The organism is Sphingomonas pollutisoli (assembly GCF_029167165.1).
In the GTDB taxonomy this organism is placed as follows: Bacteria; Pseudomonadota; Alphaproteobacteria; order Sphingomonadales; family Sphingomonadaceae; genus Sphingomonas; species Sphingomonas pollutisoli.
On sequence record NZ_JARFNJ010000003.1, the window covers coordinates 180,381 to 198,622 of the forward strand.

General features: G+C 67.3%; 12 protein-coding genes. 4 read left to right on the forward strand and 8 right to left on the reverse strand.

Translation table 11 applies throughout. The annotated features are described in order from the left end of the window. Positions 1-2 precede the first annotated feature (2 nt). From PX554_RS07260 to hutI, 5 genes are read right to left on the reverse strand one after another with little or no spacing between them, the layout of a single operon-like run. On the reverse strand, positions 3-575 hold the full coding sequence (locus PX554_RS07260; RefSeq protein WP_275500268.1) for a HutD/Ves family protein: 573 nt from the start codon (positions 573-575) through the stop codon (positions 3-5). Further along, positions 572-2,239 carry a urocanate hydratase gene (hutU, locus tag PX554_RS07265; RefSeq protein WP_275500270.1) on the reverse strand — a complete coding sequence of 556 codons (1,668 nt, stop codon included), beginning with the start codon at positions 2,237-2,239 and terminating at the stop codon, positions 572-574. The genes PX554_RS07260 and hutU overlap by 4 nt, the downstream gene beginning before the upstream one ends. 15 nt (positions 2,240-2,254) lie before the next feature. Continuing rightward, positions 2,255-3,061, reverse strand: a complete 807-nt coding sequence (hutG, locus tag PX554_RS07270) for an N-formylglutamate deformylase (protein ID WP_275500273.1) — start codon at positions 3,059-3,061, stop codon at positions 2,255-2,257. Further along, positions 3,058-4,587 carry a histidine ammonia-lyase gene (gene hutH, locus PX554_RS07275; protein ID WP_275500275.1) on the reverse strand — a complete coding sequence of 510 codons (1,530 nt, stop codon included), beginning with the start codon at positions 4,585-4,587 and terminating at the stop codon, positions 3,058-3,060. The genes hutG and hutH overlap by 4 nt, the downstream gene beginning before the upstream one ends. Further along, a complete protein-coding gene (gene hutI, locus PX554_RS07280; protein ID WP_275500971.1) occupies positions 4,584-5,783 on the reverse strand; it encodes an imidazolonepropionase in 1,200 nt (399 codons plus the stop codon). The genes hutH and hutI overlap by 4 nt, the downstream gene beginning before the upstream one ends. A 107-nt stretch (positions 5,784-5,890) precedes the next feature. On the opposite strand from hutI, the gene PX554_RS07285 reads away from it, so the two are divergent. Both PX554_RS07285 and hutC read left to right on the forward strand, forming a co-directional pair. Further along, positions 5,891-7,276, forward strand: coding sequence for a formimidoylglutamate deiminase (locus tag PX554_RS07285; RefSeq protein WP_275500277.1), 1,386 nt, complete (start codon positions 5,891-5,893; stop codon positions 7,274-7,276). Continuing rightward, positions 7,273-7,983 carry a histidine utilization repressor gene (gene hutC / locus PX554_RS07290; protein ID WP_275500279.1) on the forward strand — a complete coding sequence of 237 codons (711 nt, stop codon included), beginning with the start codon at positions 7,273-7,275 and terminating at the stop codon, positions 7,981-7,983. The genes PX554_RS07285 and hutC overlap by 4 nt, the downstream gene beginning before the upstream one ends. Positions 7,984-8,019: 36 nt before the next feature. On the opposite strand, the gene PX554_RS07295 is transcribed toward hutC, so the two are convergent. The 3 genes from PX554_RS07295 to PX554_RS07305 form a co-directional block, all read right to left on the reverse strand. Further along, positions 8,020-10,644, reverse strand: coding sequence for a M14 family metallopeptidase (locus PX554_RS07295; RefSeq protein WP_275500281.1), 2,625 nt, complete (start codon positions 10,642-10,644; stop codon positions 8,020-8,022). A 28-nt stretch (positions 10,645-10,672) separates the two neighbouring features. Next, positions 10,673-12,973, reverse strand: coding sequence for a TonB-dependent receptor (locus PX554_RS07300; protein ID WP_275500283.1), 2,301 nt, complete (start codon positions 12,971-12,973; stop codon positions 10,673-10,675). Between the two features lie 558 nt (positions 12,974-13,531). Continuing rightward, on the reverse strand, positions 13,532-15,868 hold the full coding sequence (locus PX554_RS07305) for a TonB-dependent receptor (protein ID WP_275500285.1): 2,337 nt from the start codon (positions 15,866-15,868) through the stop codon (positions 13,532-13,534). Between the two features lie 323 nt (positions 15,869-16,191). On the opposite strand from PX554_RS07305, the gene PX554_RS07310 reads away from it, so the two are divergent. Continuing rightward, complete coding sequence (locus PX554_RS07310) at positions 16,192-17,001, forward strand: oxygenase MpaB family protein (RefSeq protein WP_275500288.1); 810 nt, start codon at positions 16,192-16,194, stop codon at positions 16,999-17,001. A gap of 124 nt (positions 17,002-17,125) precedes the next feature. Then, entirely contained in the window at positions 17,126-18,202 is a 1,077-nt protein-coding gene (gene mgrA, locus PX554_RS07315; protein ID WP_275500290.1) for an L-glyceraldehyde 3-phosphate reductase, read from the forward strand. Positions 18,203-18,242: the final 40 nt, after the last annotated feature.

The following is an 18,242-nucleotide window of genomic DNA, read 5'->3' on the forward strand; positions in this document are numbered from 1 at the left end:
GGTCAGGACGCTCCGGCCGGAGGACGCACCGAGGCGATCTTCACCGGCGCGCTCACCGCGACATCCTCGCCCCGCGCGTCGAACCGGAAGGCGTCGTGCGCGCGCATGGCGACGGTGCGCGCGCCGATGCGAAGCACCAGATCGCGGCTTGCGACCAGGATCGCCCCCGCATCGACCTCGTCGATCACGCCCGCGTCGAACGCGTGGATCGCGCCCACGCCCGCATCCCGCCGCACCATCAGGTTCAGGTCGAGCGCGGGGCCGCCTTCGGGCGTGCCGAACGCGGCGACGTCGCCCGCAAAGCGATAGGCCGCGCAGGCGGGCGTGAGCGTGACGGGGTCGCTCCCCGCCACCTCCAGCCGCAGCCGGCCCGACAGGATCGCGTTCGTGCGGTCGACGCGCGCGAAATGCGAAAACGCCCCCGGCACATCGACCCGCGCCGCGCTCAGCCGCCACGCGAAATCATCGAGGCCGGCGCCCGCCGGAAAGCGCGCGATCTCGCGCGTCACCCCGCCGCCGTTCTTCCACGCCACCTCGGGGCGGTCGGCCGCGCGGATCAGGCCGCCGTCGCTCACCCCAGGATGCCCGGCAGATCCAGGTGCTTCTCGCGCGCGCAATCCCGCGCGATCTCGTAGCCGGCGTCGGCGTGGCGCATCACCCCGGTTGCAGGATCGTTCCACAGCACCCGCCCGAGCCGCGCCGCCGCCTCCGGCGTGCCGTCGGCCACGATCACCATGCCCGAATGCTGCGAGAAGCCCATGCCGACGCCGCCGCCATGATGCAGCGACACCCAGGTGGCGCCGCTCGCGGTGTTGAGCAGCGCGTTGAGCAGCGGCCAGTCGCTCACCGCGTCGCTGCCGTCGCGCATCGCCTCGGTCTCGCGATTGGGCGAGGCGACCGAACCCGAATCGAGATGGTCGCGCCCGATCACCACCGGCGCCTTCAGCTCGCCGTTCGCGACCATCTCGTTGAAGGCGAGCCCGAGCCGGTGGCGGTCGCCCAGCCCGACCCAGCAGATCCGGGCCGGCAATCCCTGGAAGCGGATCTTCTCGCGCGCCATGTCGAGCCAATGGTGCAGGTGCGTGTCGTCGGGCAGCAGTTCCTTCACCTTGGCGTCGGTCTTGTAGATGTCCTCGGGATCACCCGACAGCGCGACCCAGCGGAACGGGCCGACCCCGCGGCAGAACAGCGGCCGGATATAGGCGGGCACGAAACCGGGAAAATCGAACGCATTGGCCACGCCCGCGTCGAGCGCGACCTGGCGGATGTTGTTGCCGTAATCGGTGGTCGGCACGCCGGCGGCGTGGAAATCGAGCATCGCGCGGACATGCACCGCCATCGCCTGCTTGGCGGCGGCCGCCACCCCCTGCGGATCGCGCTCGCGGCGCTCGACCCATTCCGCGACACTCCAGCCGATCGGCAGATAGCCGTTGACCGGATCGTGCGCGCTGGTCTGGTCGGTGAGCAGGTCCGGGCGGATGCCCCGGCGGTAGAGCTCGGGCAGGATCTCGGCGGCGTTGCCGATCAGGCCGACCGAGACCGGCGTCCGGTCGGCGCAGCTGCGCTCGATGATCGCCATCGCCTTCTCGATCGTCGCTGCCGCGACATCGAGATAGCCGGTCCGCAGACGCATATCGATCCGGCTCTGCTGGCATTCGATCGCGAGGCACGACGCGCCCGCCATCACCGCCGCGAGCGGTTGCGCGCCGCCCATTCCGCCCAGTCCCGCCGTCAGCAGCCAGCGGCCCGACAGGTCGCCGCCATAATGCTGCCGCCCCATCTCGGCGAAGGTTTCATAGGTGCCCTGCACGATGCCCTGCGTGCCAATGTAGATCCACGATCCCGCCGTCATCTGGCCGTACATGGCCAGGCCGCGCCGATCGAGTTCGTTGAAATGTTCCCATGTCGCCCAATGCGGCACGAGGTTGGAATTGGCGATCAGCACGCGCGGCGCGTCGGCATGCGTGCGAAACACACCCACCGGCTTGCCCGACTGGACCAACAAGGTCTCATTGTCCTCCAGCCGGCGCAGCGTCTCGACGATTTTGTCATAGCTTTGCCAGTCGCGCGCGGCGCGGCCGATGCCGCCATAGACGACAAGCTCCTCGGGCCGTTCGGCGACGTCGGGGTGCAGGTTGTTCATCAGCATGCGCAGCGGCGCTTCGGTCAGCCAGCTCTTGGCGGTCAGGTCGGTGCCGGTCGCGGCATGGATGGCGCGGCTGTTGTCGAGACGGGTCATGGCGTTCCTTCGCGTTCAGGCATGGGTGAAGGCGAGGCACGCCTTCACGATATCGAGGAGTATCGCGGCGAGCGGCGCCGCGCGGACGGGGTCATAAGCGGGCGGCCAGGTGCCGGGGGCGGGCACGTCGGGCTCGTCCATGTACCCGCGAATCGCGAGTTCCATCTGGATCGCATGCACGCCCGTCTCGGGGCGGCCGTAATGGCGCGTGGTCCAGCCGCCCCGGAACCGCCCGTCGCGGACATGGCCGAGCCCGCTCGCTGCGCAGATCGCTTCCACCGCGTCGCCCAGCGCGGGCGCGCAGGTCGCGCCGCCATTGGTGCCGACGTTGAACTGCGGCAACTCGCCGTCGAACAGCCGGGGGATGTGGCTGCGGATCGAATGCGCGTCGTAGAGCACGATCGTGTCGTGCGCGGCGCGCAGCCGCGCGATCTCGGCCGAGAGCGCGGCGTGGTACGGGTCGAACCAGCGCGCGCGGCGCCGCGCGATCTCGGCGGCGTCGGGCGGCGCGCCGGTGTAGAGCGGCTCGCCGTCGAACGTCGTCGTCGGCGCGAGGTCGGTCGTCGCCATGCCGGGATATAGCGAGGCGCCCGATGGATCACGATTGACGTCGATCACGCTGCGCGAAATCGTGGTGCGGACGGTCGTCGCGCCCAGCTCCGCCGCGAACGCATAGAGGCGGTCGATCCACCAATCGGCGTCGCGGCGCGCGCGCCACGGGGACACGAAACCGGCTTCGACATCGGCGAGGTCGAGCCCGGTATGCGGAAAGGCGAGAATCAGCGGCGCGTCGCCGCGATGGACCTGCAGCCAATCGGTCATGCGACCCCCGGCAGCACGTCACCCGCCACCGCCGCCAGCGCGCCCGAGCGGACGAGCCGATTGGCAGCCTCCATGTCGGGGTGGAAATGCCGGTCGTCCGAGAGATGCGGCACGTCGGCGCGCAGGCGCGCGTGCGCGGCCTGCAACACCGTGCTGCTCGCCAGCGGCGCGTGGAAATCGATCGCCTGTACGGCGGCGAGATATTCGATGCCGATCACCGCGCTGGCGTTCTCGGCCATCTCCAGCAGACGCCGCGCGCCGTGCGCCGCCATCGAGACATGATCCTCCTGGTTCGCCGAGGTCGGGATCGAATCGACGCTGGCGGGATAGGCGCGCTGCTTGTTCTCGGAGACGAGCGCGGCGGCGGTGACCTGCGGGATCATGAAGCCGGAATTGAGGCCGGGCTTGGGCGAGAGGAACGCCGGCAGCCCCGACAGCGCCGGATCGACCAGCATCGCGATTCGCCGCTCGGCGATCGAGCCGATCTCGCAGATCGCGAGCGCGATCATGTCGGCGGCGAAGGCGACCGGCTCGGCGTGGAAATTGCCGCCGGACAGCGCCTCGTCGCTTTTGGGGAAGATCAGCGGATTGTCCGAGACGCCATTCGCCTCGATCTCCAGCGTCGTCGCCGCCTGGCGCAGGATGTCGAGCGCGGCGCCCATCACCTGCGGCTGGCAGCGCAGGCAATAGGGGTCTTGCACGCGGGCGTCGTCTTCGAGATGGCTCGCGCGGATCGCCGAACCCGCCATCAGCCGGCGCAGCGCCGCCGCCGTCTCGATCTGGCCAGCATGGCGCCGCAGCGCGTGGATGCGCGGGTCGAACGGCGTGTCCGAACCCTTGACCGCCTCGGTCGAGAGCGCGCCGGTCACCAGCGCCGACTTGAACAGCGTTTCCGCCTCGAACAGCCCGGCCAGCGCATTGGCGGTCGAGAATTGCGTGCCGTTGAGCAGCGCCAGCCCTTCCTTGGGGCCAAGCTCGATCGGGGCGAGGCCCGCCTGTGCCAGCGCCTCGGCGGCGGGCAGGCGCGCCCCGCTCACCCAGATTTCGCCCACCCCGATCATCGCCGCCGCCATGTGCGACAAGGGCGCCAGATCGCCGCTCGCGCCGACCGATCCCTGACACGGCACGACCGGGGTCAGGCCGGTGTCGAGCATCGCTTCGAGCAGGGCGACCGTCGCGGGCCGCACGCCTGAGGCGCCTTGCCCGAGGCTCGCGAGCTTCAGCGCCATCATCAGCCGGATGATCGGCACGGGCGAGGGCGCGCCCGTCCCGGCGGCGTGGCTCAGCACGATGTTGCGCTGAAGCGTCGCGAGGTCGTGGTCGTCGATCCGCACGCTCGCCAGCTTCCCGAAGCCGGTGTTGATGCCATAGACCGGCGCGCCTTTGGCCAGGATGCGCTCGACCGCGGCGGCGCTCTCCGCGATGCGCGGCGCGCATGCCGGATCGAGCCGGGCGGGCGCGCCGCGATACACGGCGCGCCACTGGGCCAGTGTCACGTCACCGGGGCTGAGCAGGATGATGTTCATTGGCCACTCCAGATGCGGGCACGGAGCGGGTTGAACCCCATGCGGTAAACCAGTTCGGCGGGGCGCTCGATGTCCCAGATCGCCAGATCGCAGGCTTTGCCGGCCTCCAGCGTGCCGATCGTGTCGGCGAGGCCGAGCGCGCGCGCGGCGTTGCGGGTGACACCGGCAAGACATTCGTCGACGGTCAGCCCGAAGAGCGTCGCGCCCATGTTCATCGTCAGCAGCAGCGATGTCAGCGGCGCCGTGCCTGGATTGCAGTCGGTCGCCAGCGCGATCGGCACGCCCGCCGCTCGCAGCGCGGCGACCGGCGGCAGCCGGGTTTCGCGGACGAAGTAATAGGCGCCCGGCAGCAGCGTCGCGACCGTGCCCGCGCGCGCCATCGCCGCCACCCCGGCATCGTCGAGATATTCGAGATGATCGGCCGAAAGCGCGCCGTGGCGCGCGGCGAGCGCGGCGCCGTGCAGGTTGGACAATTGCTCGGCGTGGAGTTTGACCGGCAGGCGATGCGCGGCGGCGGCCTGGAACATGCGTTCGGTCTGCGCGGGCGAAAAGCCGATGCCCTCGCAAAAGGCGTCGACCGCGTCGGCGAGTCCCGCCGCCGCGACCTCCGGCAGCAGCTCGTCGCACAGCATCGTGATATAGCCGTCGGCATCATCGGCGAATTCGGGCGGCAGCGCGTGCGCGCCGAGGAAGGTCGTGGCGATCCGAACCGGCCGCTCTTGCCCCAGCCGCCTCGCCGCCCGGAGCATGCGCAGCTCGCTCGCCGCGTCGAGGCCGTAGCCCGATTTGATCTCCACCGTCGTCGCGCCCTCGGCGATCAGCGCGTCGAGCCGTGGCAGCGCGCTCGCGACCAGCGCGTCCTCGCTGGCGGCGCGCGTCGCCCGCATCGTCGAGACGATGCCCCCCCCGGCGCGCGCGATCGCCTCATAGGACGCACCCGCCAGCCGCAATTCGAATTCGTGCGACCGGTCACCGCCATGGACGAGATGCGTGTGGCAGTCGATCAGGCCGGGGGTGATCCAGCGCCCCTCACAGTCGATCGTCCGCGTCGCCTCGATCGTCGGCGCGTCGGCGGCAGGCCCCGCGAAGACGATCGTGCCGTCCCGCGCGGCGACGCACCCGCGCTCGACCAGCCCCAGCCCGGCCCCGGCGCACGTCACCAGCCGCGCATGCGTCCATAGCGTGTCACATCGCACCTGACCGTCACCTCGTGGTTGCGCATCCGCGTTCGCGGCGAGGGTGATTGCACCCTTCACGCTTAATGTATAGACAAAAATCACACCGACAGGACAGGGATGCTCCCATGCCAACACGCCGCCCGTTCGCTGGACGCGCTTCGCTCTTTTTCCAGCACGCGTTGTTGCCCGACGGCTGGGCGCGCGACGTGCGGATCACCGTCGCCGACGGGCGGATCGCCGCGCTCGCACCCGGCAGCGCTCCCGCGCCGGACGACGAACGGCACGGATGCGCCCTGCCCGGCCTTCCCAACCTCCACAGCCACGCCTTCCAGCGCGGCATGGCCGGCCGCGCCGAGAAGCGCGGGCCGGCGCAGGACAGTTTCTGGACGTGGCGCGACGTCATGTATCGCTTCGTCGCGCGCATGACGCCGGACGACGTGCGGGCGATCGCCGCGCTCGCCTATGTCGAGATGCTCGAGAGCGGCTTCACGCGCGTCGGCGAGTTCCAGTATCTGCATCACGATCGCGACGGGCAGCGCTTCGCCAACCCCGCCGAGATGAGCGGCGCGATCATCGCCGCCGCCGCGGAAAGCGGGATCGGCCTCACCTTGCTGCCGGTGTTCTACGCCCATGCCGGCTTCGGCGCGCAGCCGCCTCGCGCCAATCAGGCACGCTTCGTCCACGATGTCGATGGCTATGCTCGCCTGCTCGCGAGCGCCGCCGAGATCGCGGCGGGGGCGCTGCCCGATGCCGTCGTCGGCGTCGCTCCGCACAGCCTGCGCGCCGTGTCGCCCGAACAGCTCGCGTCGCTGATCGCCATGGCGGAGCGCAGCCCGATTCACATCCACATCGCCGAGCAGACCGGCGAGGTCGAGGCGTGCCTCGCCTGGAGCGGGCAGCGGCCGGTCGAATGGCTCCTCGCCCACGCCGAGGTCGACCCCCGATGGTGCCTCGTCCACGCCACGCACATGACCGACGCCGAAGCGGAAGCGATGGCGCGATCGGGCGCGGTCGCCGGATTGTGTCCGATCACCGAAGCCAATCTTGGCGACGGCATCTTCCCCGCTGCCCCGTTCCTCGCCGCCGGCGGGCGCTATGGTATCGGCAGCGATTCGAACGTGCTGATCGACGCGACCGAGGAAATGCGCCTGCTCGAATATGGGCAGCGACTGGCGCATCGCGGCCGCAACATGCTCGCGAACGATACCGGGCGATCGACCGGCCGCGATATCTACACCGCCGCCCTGGCCGGAGGCGCATCGGCGTTGGGCGTCACCTCCGGGCTCGCGGTCGGCGTGTCCGCCGATCTCGTCAGCCTCGATCTCGCCCACCCGTCACTGGCCGCGCGTACCGCCGATGGACTGATCGACGGGCTGGTTTTCGCCGCCGGACGGGGCGGGATCGATTGCGTCTGGCGACATGGCACAAAGCTGGTTAGCGGTGGCAGGCATCGCGCGCGCGCGGCGATCATCGCGCGCTATCGCCGTGTGCTGGAGACGCTTTCGGCATGAGACAGCCCTTGCACGAACGGATCCGGTCCGACTTCGAGGCCCGCATCCTGTCGGGCGAGCTCGCCCCCGGCGACCGCCTGCCGATCGAGCAGGAGTTGATGCAGCATTATGGCTGCGCGCGCATGACGGTGAACAAGGCGCTGTCCGCGTTGCTGTCGGCTGGACTGATCGACCGGCGCAAGCGCGCGGGCACCTTCGTCGCGCGGCCGCGCATGCATTCGATGGTGCTCGATGTTCCCGATCTGCCATCGCAGATCCGCGAACGTGGGCAAGCCTATGCCTATGAACCCATCGGCCACAGGCTGCGGCCGCCCGTCCCCACTCTCGACGACGAGATGCAGCTTGCCGGTGGCGGCGATCTGTTCGAGCTCGAAGGGCTGCACCTTGCGGACGGCATTCCGCTGGCGCTGGAATATCGGCTCATCAGCGTGCAGGCGGTGCCGGACATCAGCGACGCGACGGATATCGAGGCGATCTCGCCGGGCAGTTGGCTGTTGAAGCACGTTCCCTGGACGGAGGCGGAAACGCGTATCTCCGCGCTCGAAGCGACGGCGGAGGAAGCCCGGCTGTTACGCATTCCGCAGCGCTCGGCTTGCCTGTGCGTCGAACGCCGGACGTGGCGCAGCAGCGACCGCATCACCTATGTGCGGCAATTGTTCGTCGGAAACAGCTACGATCTCGTCGCCCGTTTCGGCGCGACGCGGTGAGCGCTCCGGTCCCGAGCGGGACCGGAGCGCCGCACGTCACTGGGCGGTGCTGGGATAAAGCGTGTTGAACAGGAGCTTGTAGGTGCCGTGCGACTGCGCACGCCATTGCGGCTTGAAGCCAAAGAGGTAGATTTTGCCCTTGCCGTACGAGACGGACACTGCCGCCGCCTTGCCCTGGATCATTTCGGGGTGGAGCAGCACGCCGCTGCGCAGCGGATTGCCCGTTGCGGGATAGGACGCGAGGATCTCGCCCTGGAACCCGGCCTTGGGCGCGAACGCCGGCCCGCGCTCGAACATGACGATCGGGTTCGCCGGCATGCCCGCCGTCGCCGACGCCCCCTGCTTGAGCTCGACCGCCAGCAACGCGCCGGAGCAGAAGAACTGCTCGCTCTTCACGTCCTTCAGGATATTGGTGACCGGCAGATCGAACAGATCGATGATCGCGTCCGAGGCATTGTTGAGCGCCACCAGCGTACCCCCTTCGCGGACGAACGCCATCAGTTTCGCGGCGCCGTCCTTGCCGATCCCGCCGGCATAAGGCGCCGGCATCTGGCTGGGGGCAAAGCCGTCCATCAGAGTGCCGAGCGGCCCCTTGTACGCGGAGATCACGTCCGGAGCCGGCGCCGTATCGCCGGGGCGCCCCTTGCTGGGCGCGCTCATGTCCGGGATGATGATCGTGTCGTACTTGCCCGCCAGCCCGGCCTTCACGTCGGCGTTGTGAACGCTCTTCGGCTGGAAATCATAGTGTTCGAGCAGCCAGCGCGTCCAGCCTTCGTCGATGTTCGATCCCCACGGGCGATACAGTGCCACACGCCCCTTGCGAACGGCCGGGCCGCTCAGCTTGTCCGGCGAAGCCGTCACCGCCGCGCTGAAATCCGCCGCGATCTTGGACATCGCCGGCGCGGCCATGCCGGTGATCGCGATCGCATCCTCGGGGGCCGCGCCGGGTTTCAGCGCTGCGCTTGTCCACACCGCCTTGCCGCCCGCCGCGAGCGCGCTGTTGAGTACGCGGTAACTGTTGTTGACCCGACGGCTCACCAGGAACGTCGTCCCCGTCCCCGATATCGCGCCGGCCGGCGGGGTGGCCGTGCTGATCTTGCGCATGCCGGCGCGCAGTTCGGGTGCGAGCGGCTGGACGACGCGATCGACCCGCACGCCCATCTGCATCGGCAGCGTCCACCCCGTCACGTCATAGGGCAGATCCACGGGTTTGCCGGTGCCGTCGAGGATTGCGTCGGGATAGGTCTGCTTCTCGAACAATTCGCGCGCCAGCCCGGCGAAGGGCTGATCCGTCGGCACGATCCAACTGCCCGCGTCATACGTATGGCCGTCGATCAGCGCCGGCTTGTCGATCTGAAGCACATCGAGCCCGTGGCTCAGCATCAACTGCGCGAGCGACGCCGCTTCGGGCATGTCGGTCTGGCCGGCCGGGATGACATAGGCGGCCGGGCCGTCCTTGGCCGACGCCGCGACCATGTCACGCCCCGCCTGATAGCGATTGTACAGCAGCGTCTCGCCATATTTCTGCGCGGTGTCGAGCACCGCCATCGACGCGGTCACCATATAATCGACCGAGTTCTTGAGGTGCCATTCGCCGCCGCGCCAAGGGTCCGGATACATGATCTGCGCCTTGAGATCGCGCATGTTCGCCGGGAAGTCCGAGACCTTGGTGGTCATCGGCGTGGCGCTGTCATGCGCCGTCTCGGTGAAGAAGGAGATCGTGTTGCGGAACACATGGATGTAATCGAGGAAGCCCGCGTACCAATTGTCGAAACGCGCCTGCGCGATCGCGCCGGGCTTCTGCTCGGCCTGCATGCGTGTCATGATGTTGGTGCCGAGCGCGTTGGTCCAGATTCGCATGTACGGGCTGATGTTCGACGATACCGGATCGGCGAAGGGCGGCACCCAGATTCGCGCCGGGAACGGCGCGGTCTGGTGCTGCGAATACCAGATCACCGGCGAATAGGTCTGCTCGGCCGCGACGACGACCTGGCTTTCCTTCATGTTGAGCATGTAGCCGTCGCGGTTGTTATCGTGGCCGACATATTCCTGGTACAGCCAGGGCGTTCGGCTGGTTTCCCATTTGGTACCGCGCTGTTTCCGGTACCAGTCGACCACCATGTCCTGCCCGTCCGGGTTGAGCGTCGGCCACAGCACCAGGATGACCTTGTCGAAGATCGCATCGATCTCGGCGTCGTTTTTCGCCGACAGCAGTTTGTAGGCGAGCGCGAGCGGCAATTGATGGTCGGAGACTTCGCTCGAGTGCATGCCGCCATCGATGTGAACGATGATCTTGCCGCTCTTGGCGAGTTCGCGCGCCTGCTCGTCTGTGAGCCCGCGCGGATCGCCGAGCCGTTTCGAGATCGCCTTGTACTTCTCGAAGCTGGCGAGATTGGAAGCCGAAGAGATGACCGCATAGGTCATCGTGCGCCCCTGCGTCGTCTTGCCGGCGTCGAACATTTTGATCCGGTCCGACGCCGCCGCGAGCGCGCGGAAATACCGGATCGAGTCCTCGTAATTGGCGAGGTAATAATCGTCGCCGGGGTCATGCCCCAGCACCGCTTTCGGGCTCGGCACGGTTTGCGCCAAGGCGGGCGCGCACAGTCCGAGCGCCGAGGTCAGGAACAACACGCGTATCGCGCGCGACAGCGATCTGGTCATGGGGATGTACCTTTGTCTGGAAGGGCGTTCAGAAGCTCTTGCGCACGTTGATGCCGATCGTACGCGGCGCGGCGGAGGTGGCGGAATAGGAGTTCGCGGTCGACGATTGCGACGCGCGGTTGATCGCGACCGCATCGAACAGGTTGTTGACGAACAGATAGACGCCCGCATCACTCTGCTTGAGATCGACACCGATGCGCAGGTTCGTCAGCGAATATGCCGCCATCTTCACGCGATAGACGTTGGTGGGGCGGAATTCCGAGAACGACGATCCGACATAATTCACGTCCGCGCGCGCGAAGAAGTCGAGCCCGCTGCTGAGCGGCCTGGTATATTCCGCGCCGGCCGAGCCGGCCCAATTCGGTATATAAGGAATGCGGTCACCCACCCGGCCGGCGGCGACGACCGAGTCGTTCACTTGGTCCTGCGTCAAGCGCGGGTCGATGTAATTGCCCGACACGGTGAGTTGCAGTCCGCGCATCGGGCGGAGGAACGCTTCGGCTTCGACACCCCGGATACGGGCGGCACCGGCATTGGACAAGAAACTGAACGCGCCGTTGGTGGTGCGGCCGCTGACCTGGATGTTGGTCCAGTCGATCTGATACGCGGCGAGGTTCAGCGTCAGCTTGCGGTCGAGCAGGCCGAGCTTGGCGCCGATCTCGTAATTCCACAGGCTGTCCGATTTGTACGGGGTCAGGTCCGCCGACAGGCCGATCACCTGGTTGGCACCCCCCGGGCGGAAGCCCTGCGACGCGGTGGCGTAAAACATCATGTCGGCGTTCGCCTGCCAGGACGCGTTGAACTTGAGCAACGTGCCGCTTTCCGAAGAATCGACCGACGACAGCGGCCGCGCCGGCGCGCCGATCAGCGTCCAGGCCACGTCGGTGAAGCCTTGCACCGTCTTGTTGTAGCTGAAGTATCGGATACCCGCGGTCAGGCCGATCGTCGGCGTGGGATGGAACGTGCCCTCGCCGAACGCGGCATATTGTTCGAGCTTGTCGAAGATCTCGCGGCGATAGAAGATTTGATTGGGTGTGATGATGTCGCCGGTCACCTTGTCGGCGCGCACGTCCTCCGATGTCACGTTATTCTTGCGGTTCTGGTAGAAGCCACCGATCGTCCAGTCGAACAGATGCGTTCCGTTCGAGCTGATCCGTACCTCCTGCGTGAAATCCTTGGTCGTTCCCGGATAGTAGATCGCCGCCGGGCTCAGGCTGTCGATATAGCCGTAATAATTGGTAAGCTGATCGGTAGAGCAGGCGCCGCCCGCGTTGACATAGGCCGCGCACCGCGCGGCGGTGCGGTAGCTGCCGATATAATAGCTGTCGTCCGCCGCATATGCGGAGCGGCGATGCTGATAGGACGTGATCGACGTGATCGACGCGGCACCGAGATCGAGTTTGCCGGTGAGGTTGTAGATCTGCGAGCGGTCGGTGTAGGGCAGCATCACCTGCGTCGCGGCCTTATAGTCGCCGACGGCGGGGTTCCAGCTCGCCGAATAGGCATCGGTATTCTCGATCATCGCCGACCCGTCGATCGTCAGGTTCGACGAGGGCGTCACGCGCACCATCAGCCGGCCGCCCGTCGCGGTATAGTCGTTGACGTTCTTGCGCTTGAGGAAGCTGTTGTCGATATAGCCGTCGGCGTCGCGCCGATACAGCACCGCACGCACCGCCACCAAATCCGTGACGAGGGGCACGTTGACCATGCCCTGGACGAAATAGCCGACGCCGCCGCCCTTGGTTCCGGCGATCTGCGATTCGATCTTGCCCTCATAGTCCTGCGTCGGCTTGTTGAGGATGACCCGGATCGCGCCGCCCATCGAGCTCGCGCCGTACAAAGTGCCCTGTGGGCCGCGCAGCACCTCGATCCGATTGACGTCGAACAACGTGAAATCGGCGGTGCGTCCGGCCGCGTCGCTCGAGACGCCCACCGAACCGGTCACCGGCGTGTCGTCATAATAGACGCCCACCGTGGCCTCGCCGGAGGTCTGCACGCCGCGCAGGCTGACGCGGCGCTGGCCGGGTCCATTGTCCTGGATGCGCAGGCTCGGCACGAACTTGGCGTAATCCGCGATGTTGGTGACGCCGGCGTTGGTCAATGTCTGGCCGGTCAACGCCGTGATCGCCATCGGCGTCCGCTGCAGCGAGGTGTCGCGCCGGGTCGCGGTGACGACGATATCGCCATCGGGCTCTCCCGATTCGTTGACGGCGGAAGCGGCCGCCGGCGTGTCGTTGGTTTGCGCGCGGGCGCTGGCGGCAAAGCCGATCGAAAGAGCCAGTGTCGCCGTGCAACCCAGCACGCGCAATTTTGCCGAGATCATACGCATAGGAGTCCCCTTATTTTCGTTGCTACCGCTCTCCTGCGGGTTTCGCCTCTCGGGGCGCTTCTCGACTCCAATGATGCGAGAAAAATAATGTATAGACAAGAAATATTATTGCCTATGATATGAGCAGCGCGGCAGAACGTTGCTCATATTTTAAGCACAACACGCGCTTCGCATTATACTTGCGTGGCCGTGTTCGCGGGCATTGGCCACCGACAGGCTCGGCCGGACGCTCGAATGCGTCACACCGCAGATGTGGAGGAGGGGGTCACCTGTCGATCGCGGTCGCCGCGATCCGGTCGGTGCGCGCGACGACGGGCGGCGCCGCGCCGCCGCGTGCCTGACGCGGGACGCAACCCGCAAAGGAGGCTCGCCGAGGTCATGTACGATTGTGGAAGGCGGACGAGGCCGTCCGCGCGCCCGCTGCGGATCGGACCTCGCTCGGCACTCTCGGTCTGTCTGCGGCGGAGGCGGTAGGACCGCGCCAGAGCCCCTCGCCGGGCTCGAAAGCCACCGCCCGAGCAGGCGATCGACGGCGGCGCGCCGCCGATCGCCCGCGCGTTAGAAGCCCTTCTTCACGGTCACGAAGAACTGGCGCGGCGCGGCGGCCAGCAGCGTCTGGTTGTCGCCGCTGTTGATGAAGCCGTTCGAGCCGATCGTCCCGATATACTTCTTGTCGGTCAGGTTGGTGACGTTGCCGACGATCGCGAAGCCGTGCAGCGGGCCGTCGCCGTCGAAGCGATAGCCGAGGCTGGCGTCCAGCGTGACACGACCGGGCACCGACTGATCGTTGAGGTAGGTGAAGTAGCGCTTGCTCATATAGTCGGCGCCCACGCGCGCGGTGATGCCGTACTGATCGTACACGATCTCGCCCTTCAGCATATGCTCGGGGCTGTCGACCACGGTCTTGCCCGCAGTATGGATGAGGCCATCCGGGTAGTCGGGCGTAACCGCGGTCTTGACGTTGTCCTGATATTGCGAATGGTTGTACGAATAGCTCGCGAAGATCGAGAGCGGCTGGACGATCCGGTAGTTGATCGAGAACTCGCCGCCATAGGTGTGAACGCTGCCGACATTGTTGAGTGTGGGCGAGTTGCCGAGGATGCCGACGCCGTTCGCCACCGACAGCAGCCGGTTGCTGAAATCGACGTAATAGCCCACCGCCGACGCCTGGAACCCGCCGCTGCGCAGGCGAACGCCGCCCTCGACGGTCTTCGATCGCTCCGGCTTGAGCGTGTTCTTCACCGCGTCGTACAGCGCCTGGCTGGTCGCGAACGGGCCGCCCGCGGCCGAGCCGATGAAGGCGCGCATATTCTCGGTATAGTCGGCGAACAGTTCGACGTTCTGCGTCGCGCGGAACAGCACGCTGGCTTGCGGCTGGAACCAGTCGCGCGCCTTGATCCGGCCTTGCGCGAGCGTGCCGACCCGCAGTTTGCCGGTGTTGATGACCTGCACGCCTTTCCAGCCACCCGAGATTTCAACCGTGTCGCCGGCCAGCTTGAGCGTGTCCTCGACGTGATATTGCAATGTCTCGGTGTCGTAATTGCCGTCCCAGGCGGTCGAGTAGGGATTGCTCTGATACGCGAGCGTGGCGCGGTTGGGCGTCGTTCCCAGCGCCATGCCGTAGAGGCGACGGGCGATGTTGAGCGTGCTCGTCTCGTACCAGCCGCCGAAGCCGAAGGTGTTCGCACCCGCTTCGTAACGCAGCGCGCTGATGATGCCGCCGCGCTTGAGGCCATATTCGGTGGTGCGGAACGACAGCGGCGCGGGGTTGGTGATCGGCGTGCCGTCGGCATTTGGCGCGCCGACCGGGGTCGGGTTGTACGGCGTGATCCAGGATCCCTGGCCCTTGTTCTCGTGATAATAGCCGGTGGTCTTGACGGTGACGCCGGGCGCGAGATTGGCGTTCAAGGTGAGGCCACCTAGATAGTCGCGGCGCAGACCGCCCGCGTCGTAATAGCTGTCGTCGAGCGTGCCGCCGCCGGGGAGCGGCTGGCCGGTCTGCGCCGCGGTCGCGATCGCGATCGCGAGCGGATAATTATCGCTGATGTTGTCGAGCCGCAGACCACGGCGCTTAATCATGTCGAGGCTGAGATCCTGATAATCATTCTCGCGCCGGTCGGAGAAGGCGAAATAGGCCGAGATGTCCCCGAGTGGGCCGAGATCGGCGACGACCTTGGCGTTGACCTGATGCTGCCGCTGCTGGCCGTAGCCCTTCCACTTATCGGTCTTGTAGTAAGCGTAGCTGACATAGCCCTCCACGGTATCGCCGATCAGCCCGGAATCGAGCCGCGCGACGCCGCGCCAGGTGTTGGCGGAACCATAGGTGCCGGAACCGGTCACGTTCGCCGTGTCCTTGGGATCGTCGCTATGGAACTGGATCGTGCCGCCGAGATTGCTGGTCGAGGCGGTGCCGAGCGCGCCGGCGCCCTGCGCGACGTCGGTGCTGCCGATATTCTCGGAGATGATCGCGCGGCTGATGTGGAGGCCGTTGGCGGTGCCGTAGCTCATGTCGCCGAGCGGGATGCCGTCGAGCGTGAAGCCGAGCTGGTTCTGGTTGAAGCCGCGCAAGCTGATGCGGACCGCCCATTCGTAATTGCCGAACGCGTCGGCCGACTGGAAGTTGACGCCGGGGAGCTTCTCGATCGCCTTGAGCGGGCTGGCACCGGGCACGATGCGCGAGATGTCGAGCGCGTCGACGGTCTGCACCTGGCGGCTGCGGCCGAAGCCGAGCACGACGATGTCGGGGCTGTCGGTGCCGGCGTCGCTACTCGCGGGCGCCTCGGGCGCAGCGGGCGCGTTCTCGGGCGCGGGGGTCGTTTCGGCGAGGGCCATTTGCGGCGCCAGCAGCGCGCTCAGCATCGAACCGGCGAGCAGAACGGTCTTGGAAATACGCATGTCAGTATCCCTTTTCGGCCCCGAGTGCCGGGGTCCATGTCGCTATGTCGAAAAGCCGCCTGAGCGGCTGCCGCCCGGAGTGTCACACGCTCCGAACCGCCGCCTCGTCGCGCATCGTTCCGGCATCGAATCGCTTTGCGATTTCCCAGCCGCCTCCACGCGCGCTATGATGAAGATGCGTGACGGCCGCGTGACAGCGATGGCAGTTCCAACGAAGTGGCGTGCAGGCCGCGATACAACCGCGACCAAATCGGCGTCGATGCGTTCACGTGTGAATGATCGGCCCGGCTTCGTATCTTCACCGTCGCGCCAGGCAGAGCATCGTGCGTCGCGTGGAGGCGTTGTTCAACGATCGGGCACATGGCGAGCGCCCCGTCGTCCGCAGCGACGCCGCGCTGTTCGATTCGGCCTCACCCATCTGGCGCGTCCACGGCGACGTCACGACGATGCTGATCGGCGGGGTATCGGCGCTGCTGCTCCAGATGCTCCATCCTGCGGTGCTCGCGGGCGTCTGGGATCATTCGGACTTCCGCGCCGACATGCTGGGGCGACTCCGGCGCACGGCGCGCTTCGTCGCTATCACCACCTACGGAGACAGGGCGGAGGCGGCCGCCGCGATCGCGCATGTGCGCGCGATTCACGCCCGCGTGACGGGAGTGTTGTCCGACGGCACGCGCTACCGGGCGGACGATCCCGATCTGCTAGGCTGGGTGCATGTCACGGAGGCGTGGAGTTTCCTCGCCGCGTGGCAACGCTATGGCGGCCGCCGGCTGTCGCGCACCGAGGCCGATCTATACTGTGCGGATTTCGCGGTGATTGGCCGCGCGCTCGGGGCAACCCCGCTCCCGACCGACACGGCCGGCACCGACCGCGCGCTCCAGGCCAGACGACCGCAGCTCATCGCGGACGATCGCGCCCGCGAGGTGGCCCGGCTGGTTCTCGGCCACATGCCGGACAACCCGCTCGCCATTCCGCTGCAGCGCGTGACGATGCAGGCGGCGGTGGACCTGCTGCCGGCGTGGGCGCGGCGCATGCACGGCCTGCCGGCCTCCCCGCCGCTTGCGAGGCCGCTGGTCAGCACGGGGGCGCTCGGCCTTGCGACGACGCTGCGTTGGGCGTTCGGCGATCTCTGAAGCGGAACAGAGTGATCGAAGTGGGGCCGATATTCCGAGCTCCGCCGCGGCGATCCGATGTCATGCGGGTTGGTCGGGATCGCAAACGCGGCTAGACACGGCGCCTTCGCCGAGGAGGTCACTCATGCCGTATTCCGCTCCCTATGTGCCTGATCCCGCTCGCTATGACGGGCGCATGCCCTATCGCCGTACCGGCCGCAGCGGGCTGAGACTGCCGGCGATCAGCCTGGGACTGTGGCAGAATTTCGGGGGTGCGGACGTCTTCGAGACGGGCCGGGCGATCCTGCGCCGGGCGTTCGATCGCGGCGTCACCCATTTCGATCTCGCCAACAATTACGGCCCGCCCTACGGCTCGGCGGAGGAAAATTTCGGGCGCGTCTTCGCCTCGGACTTCGCGGCCCACCGCGACGAGCTGATCGTCTCGACCAAGGCGGGCTGGGACATGTGGCCTGGGCCATATGGCGACATCGGCTCCTCCAAGAAATATCTGATCGCGAGCTGCGACCAGAGCCTCAAGCGGATGGGGCTCGACTATGTCGATATCTTCTATTCGCACCGGGTCGATCCGGCTACGCCGCTCGAGGAGACGATGGGCGCGCTCGTTCAGCTCCATCGGCAGGGCAAGGCGCTCTATGTCGGGATATCGTCATACGAACCCGGCCTGACCCGGCGGGCCGCCGCGATCCTGGCCGAGGAGAAGGTTCCACTCTTCATCCATCAGCCGAGCTATTCGATCCTCAACCGCTGGATCGAGCGTGCGTTGCTCGCCACGCTGGACGATCTCGGCACCGGCTGCATCGCATTCTCGCCGCTCGCCCAAGGCATGCTGACCGCAAAGTATCTCGGTGGCGTGCCGGACGACGCGCGCGCCAGCCGGCAAGGATCGCTGTCACAGGCGCTGCTGAACGAGCGGAACCTGTCCGCGATCCGCGCGCTCGACACGATTGCCAGGCACCGTGGCCAGACGCTCGCGCAGATGGCGATCGCCTGGGTTCTGCGCGATCCGCGCATCACCTCGGCGCTGATCGGCGCGCGCACCGTCGAGCAGCTCGACGACTCGCTCGATGCCGTAAAAGCCGCCGACTTCACCGCCGACGAACTTGCGGCGATCGATGCCGCCGCCGAGGATGGCGGGATCAACATCTGGTCGGGCTCTTCCGAAATCTCGACGCTGCCGCCGGCACAGGGCGTACCCGCCTGATACGCGGACCGAAGGCGCGATCGCGGTCTCGCGCCGCGCC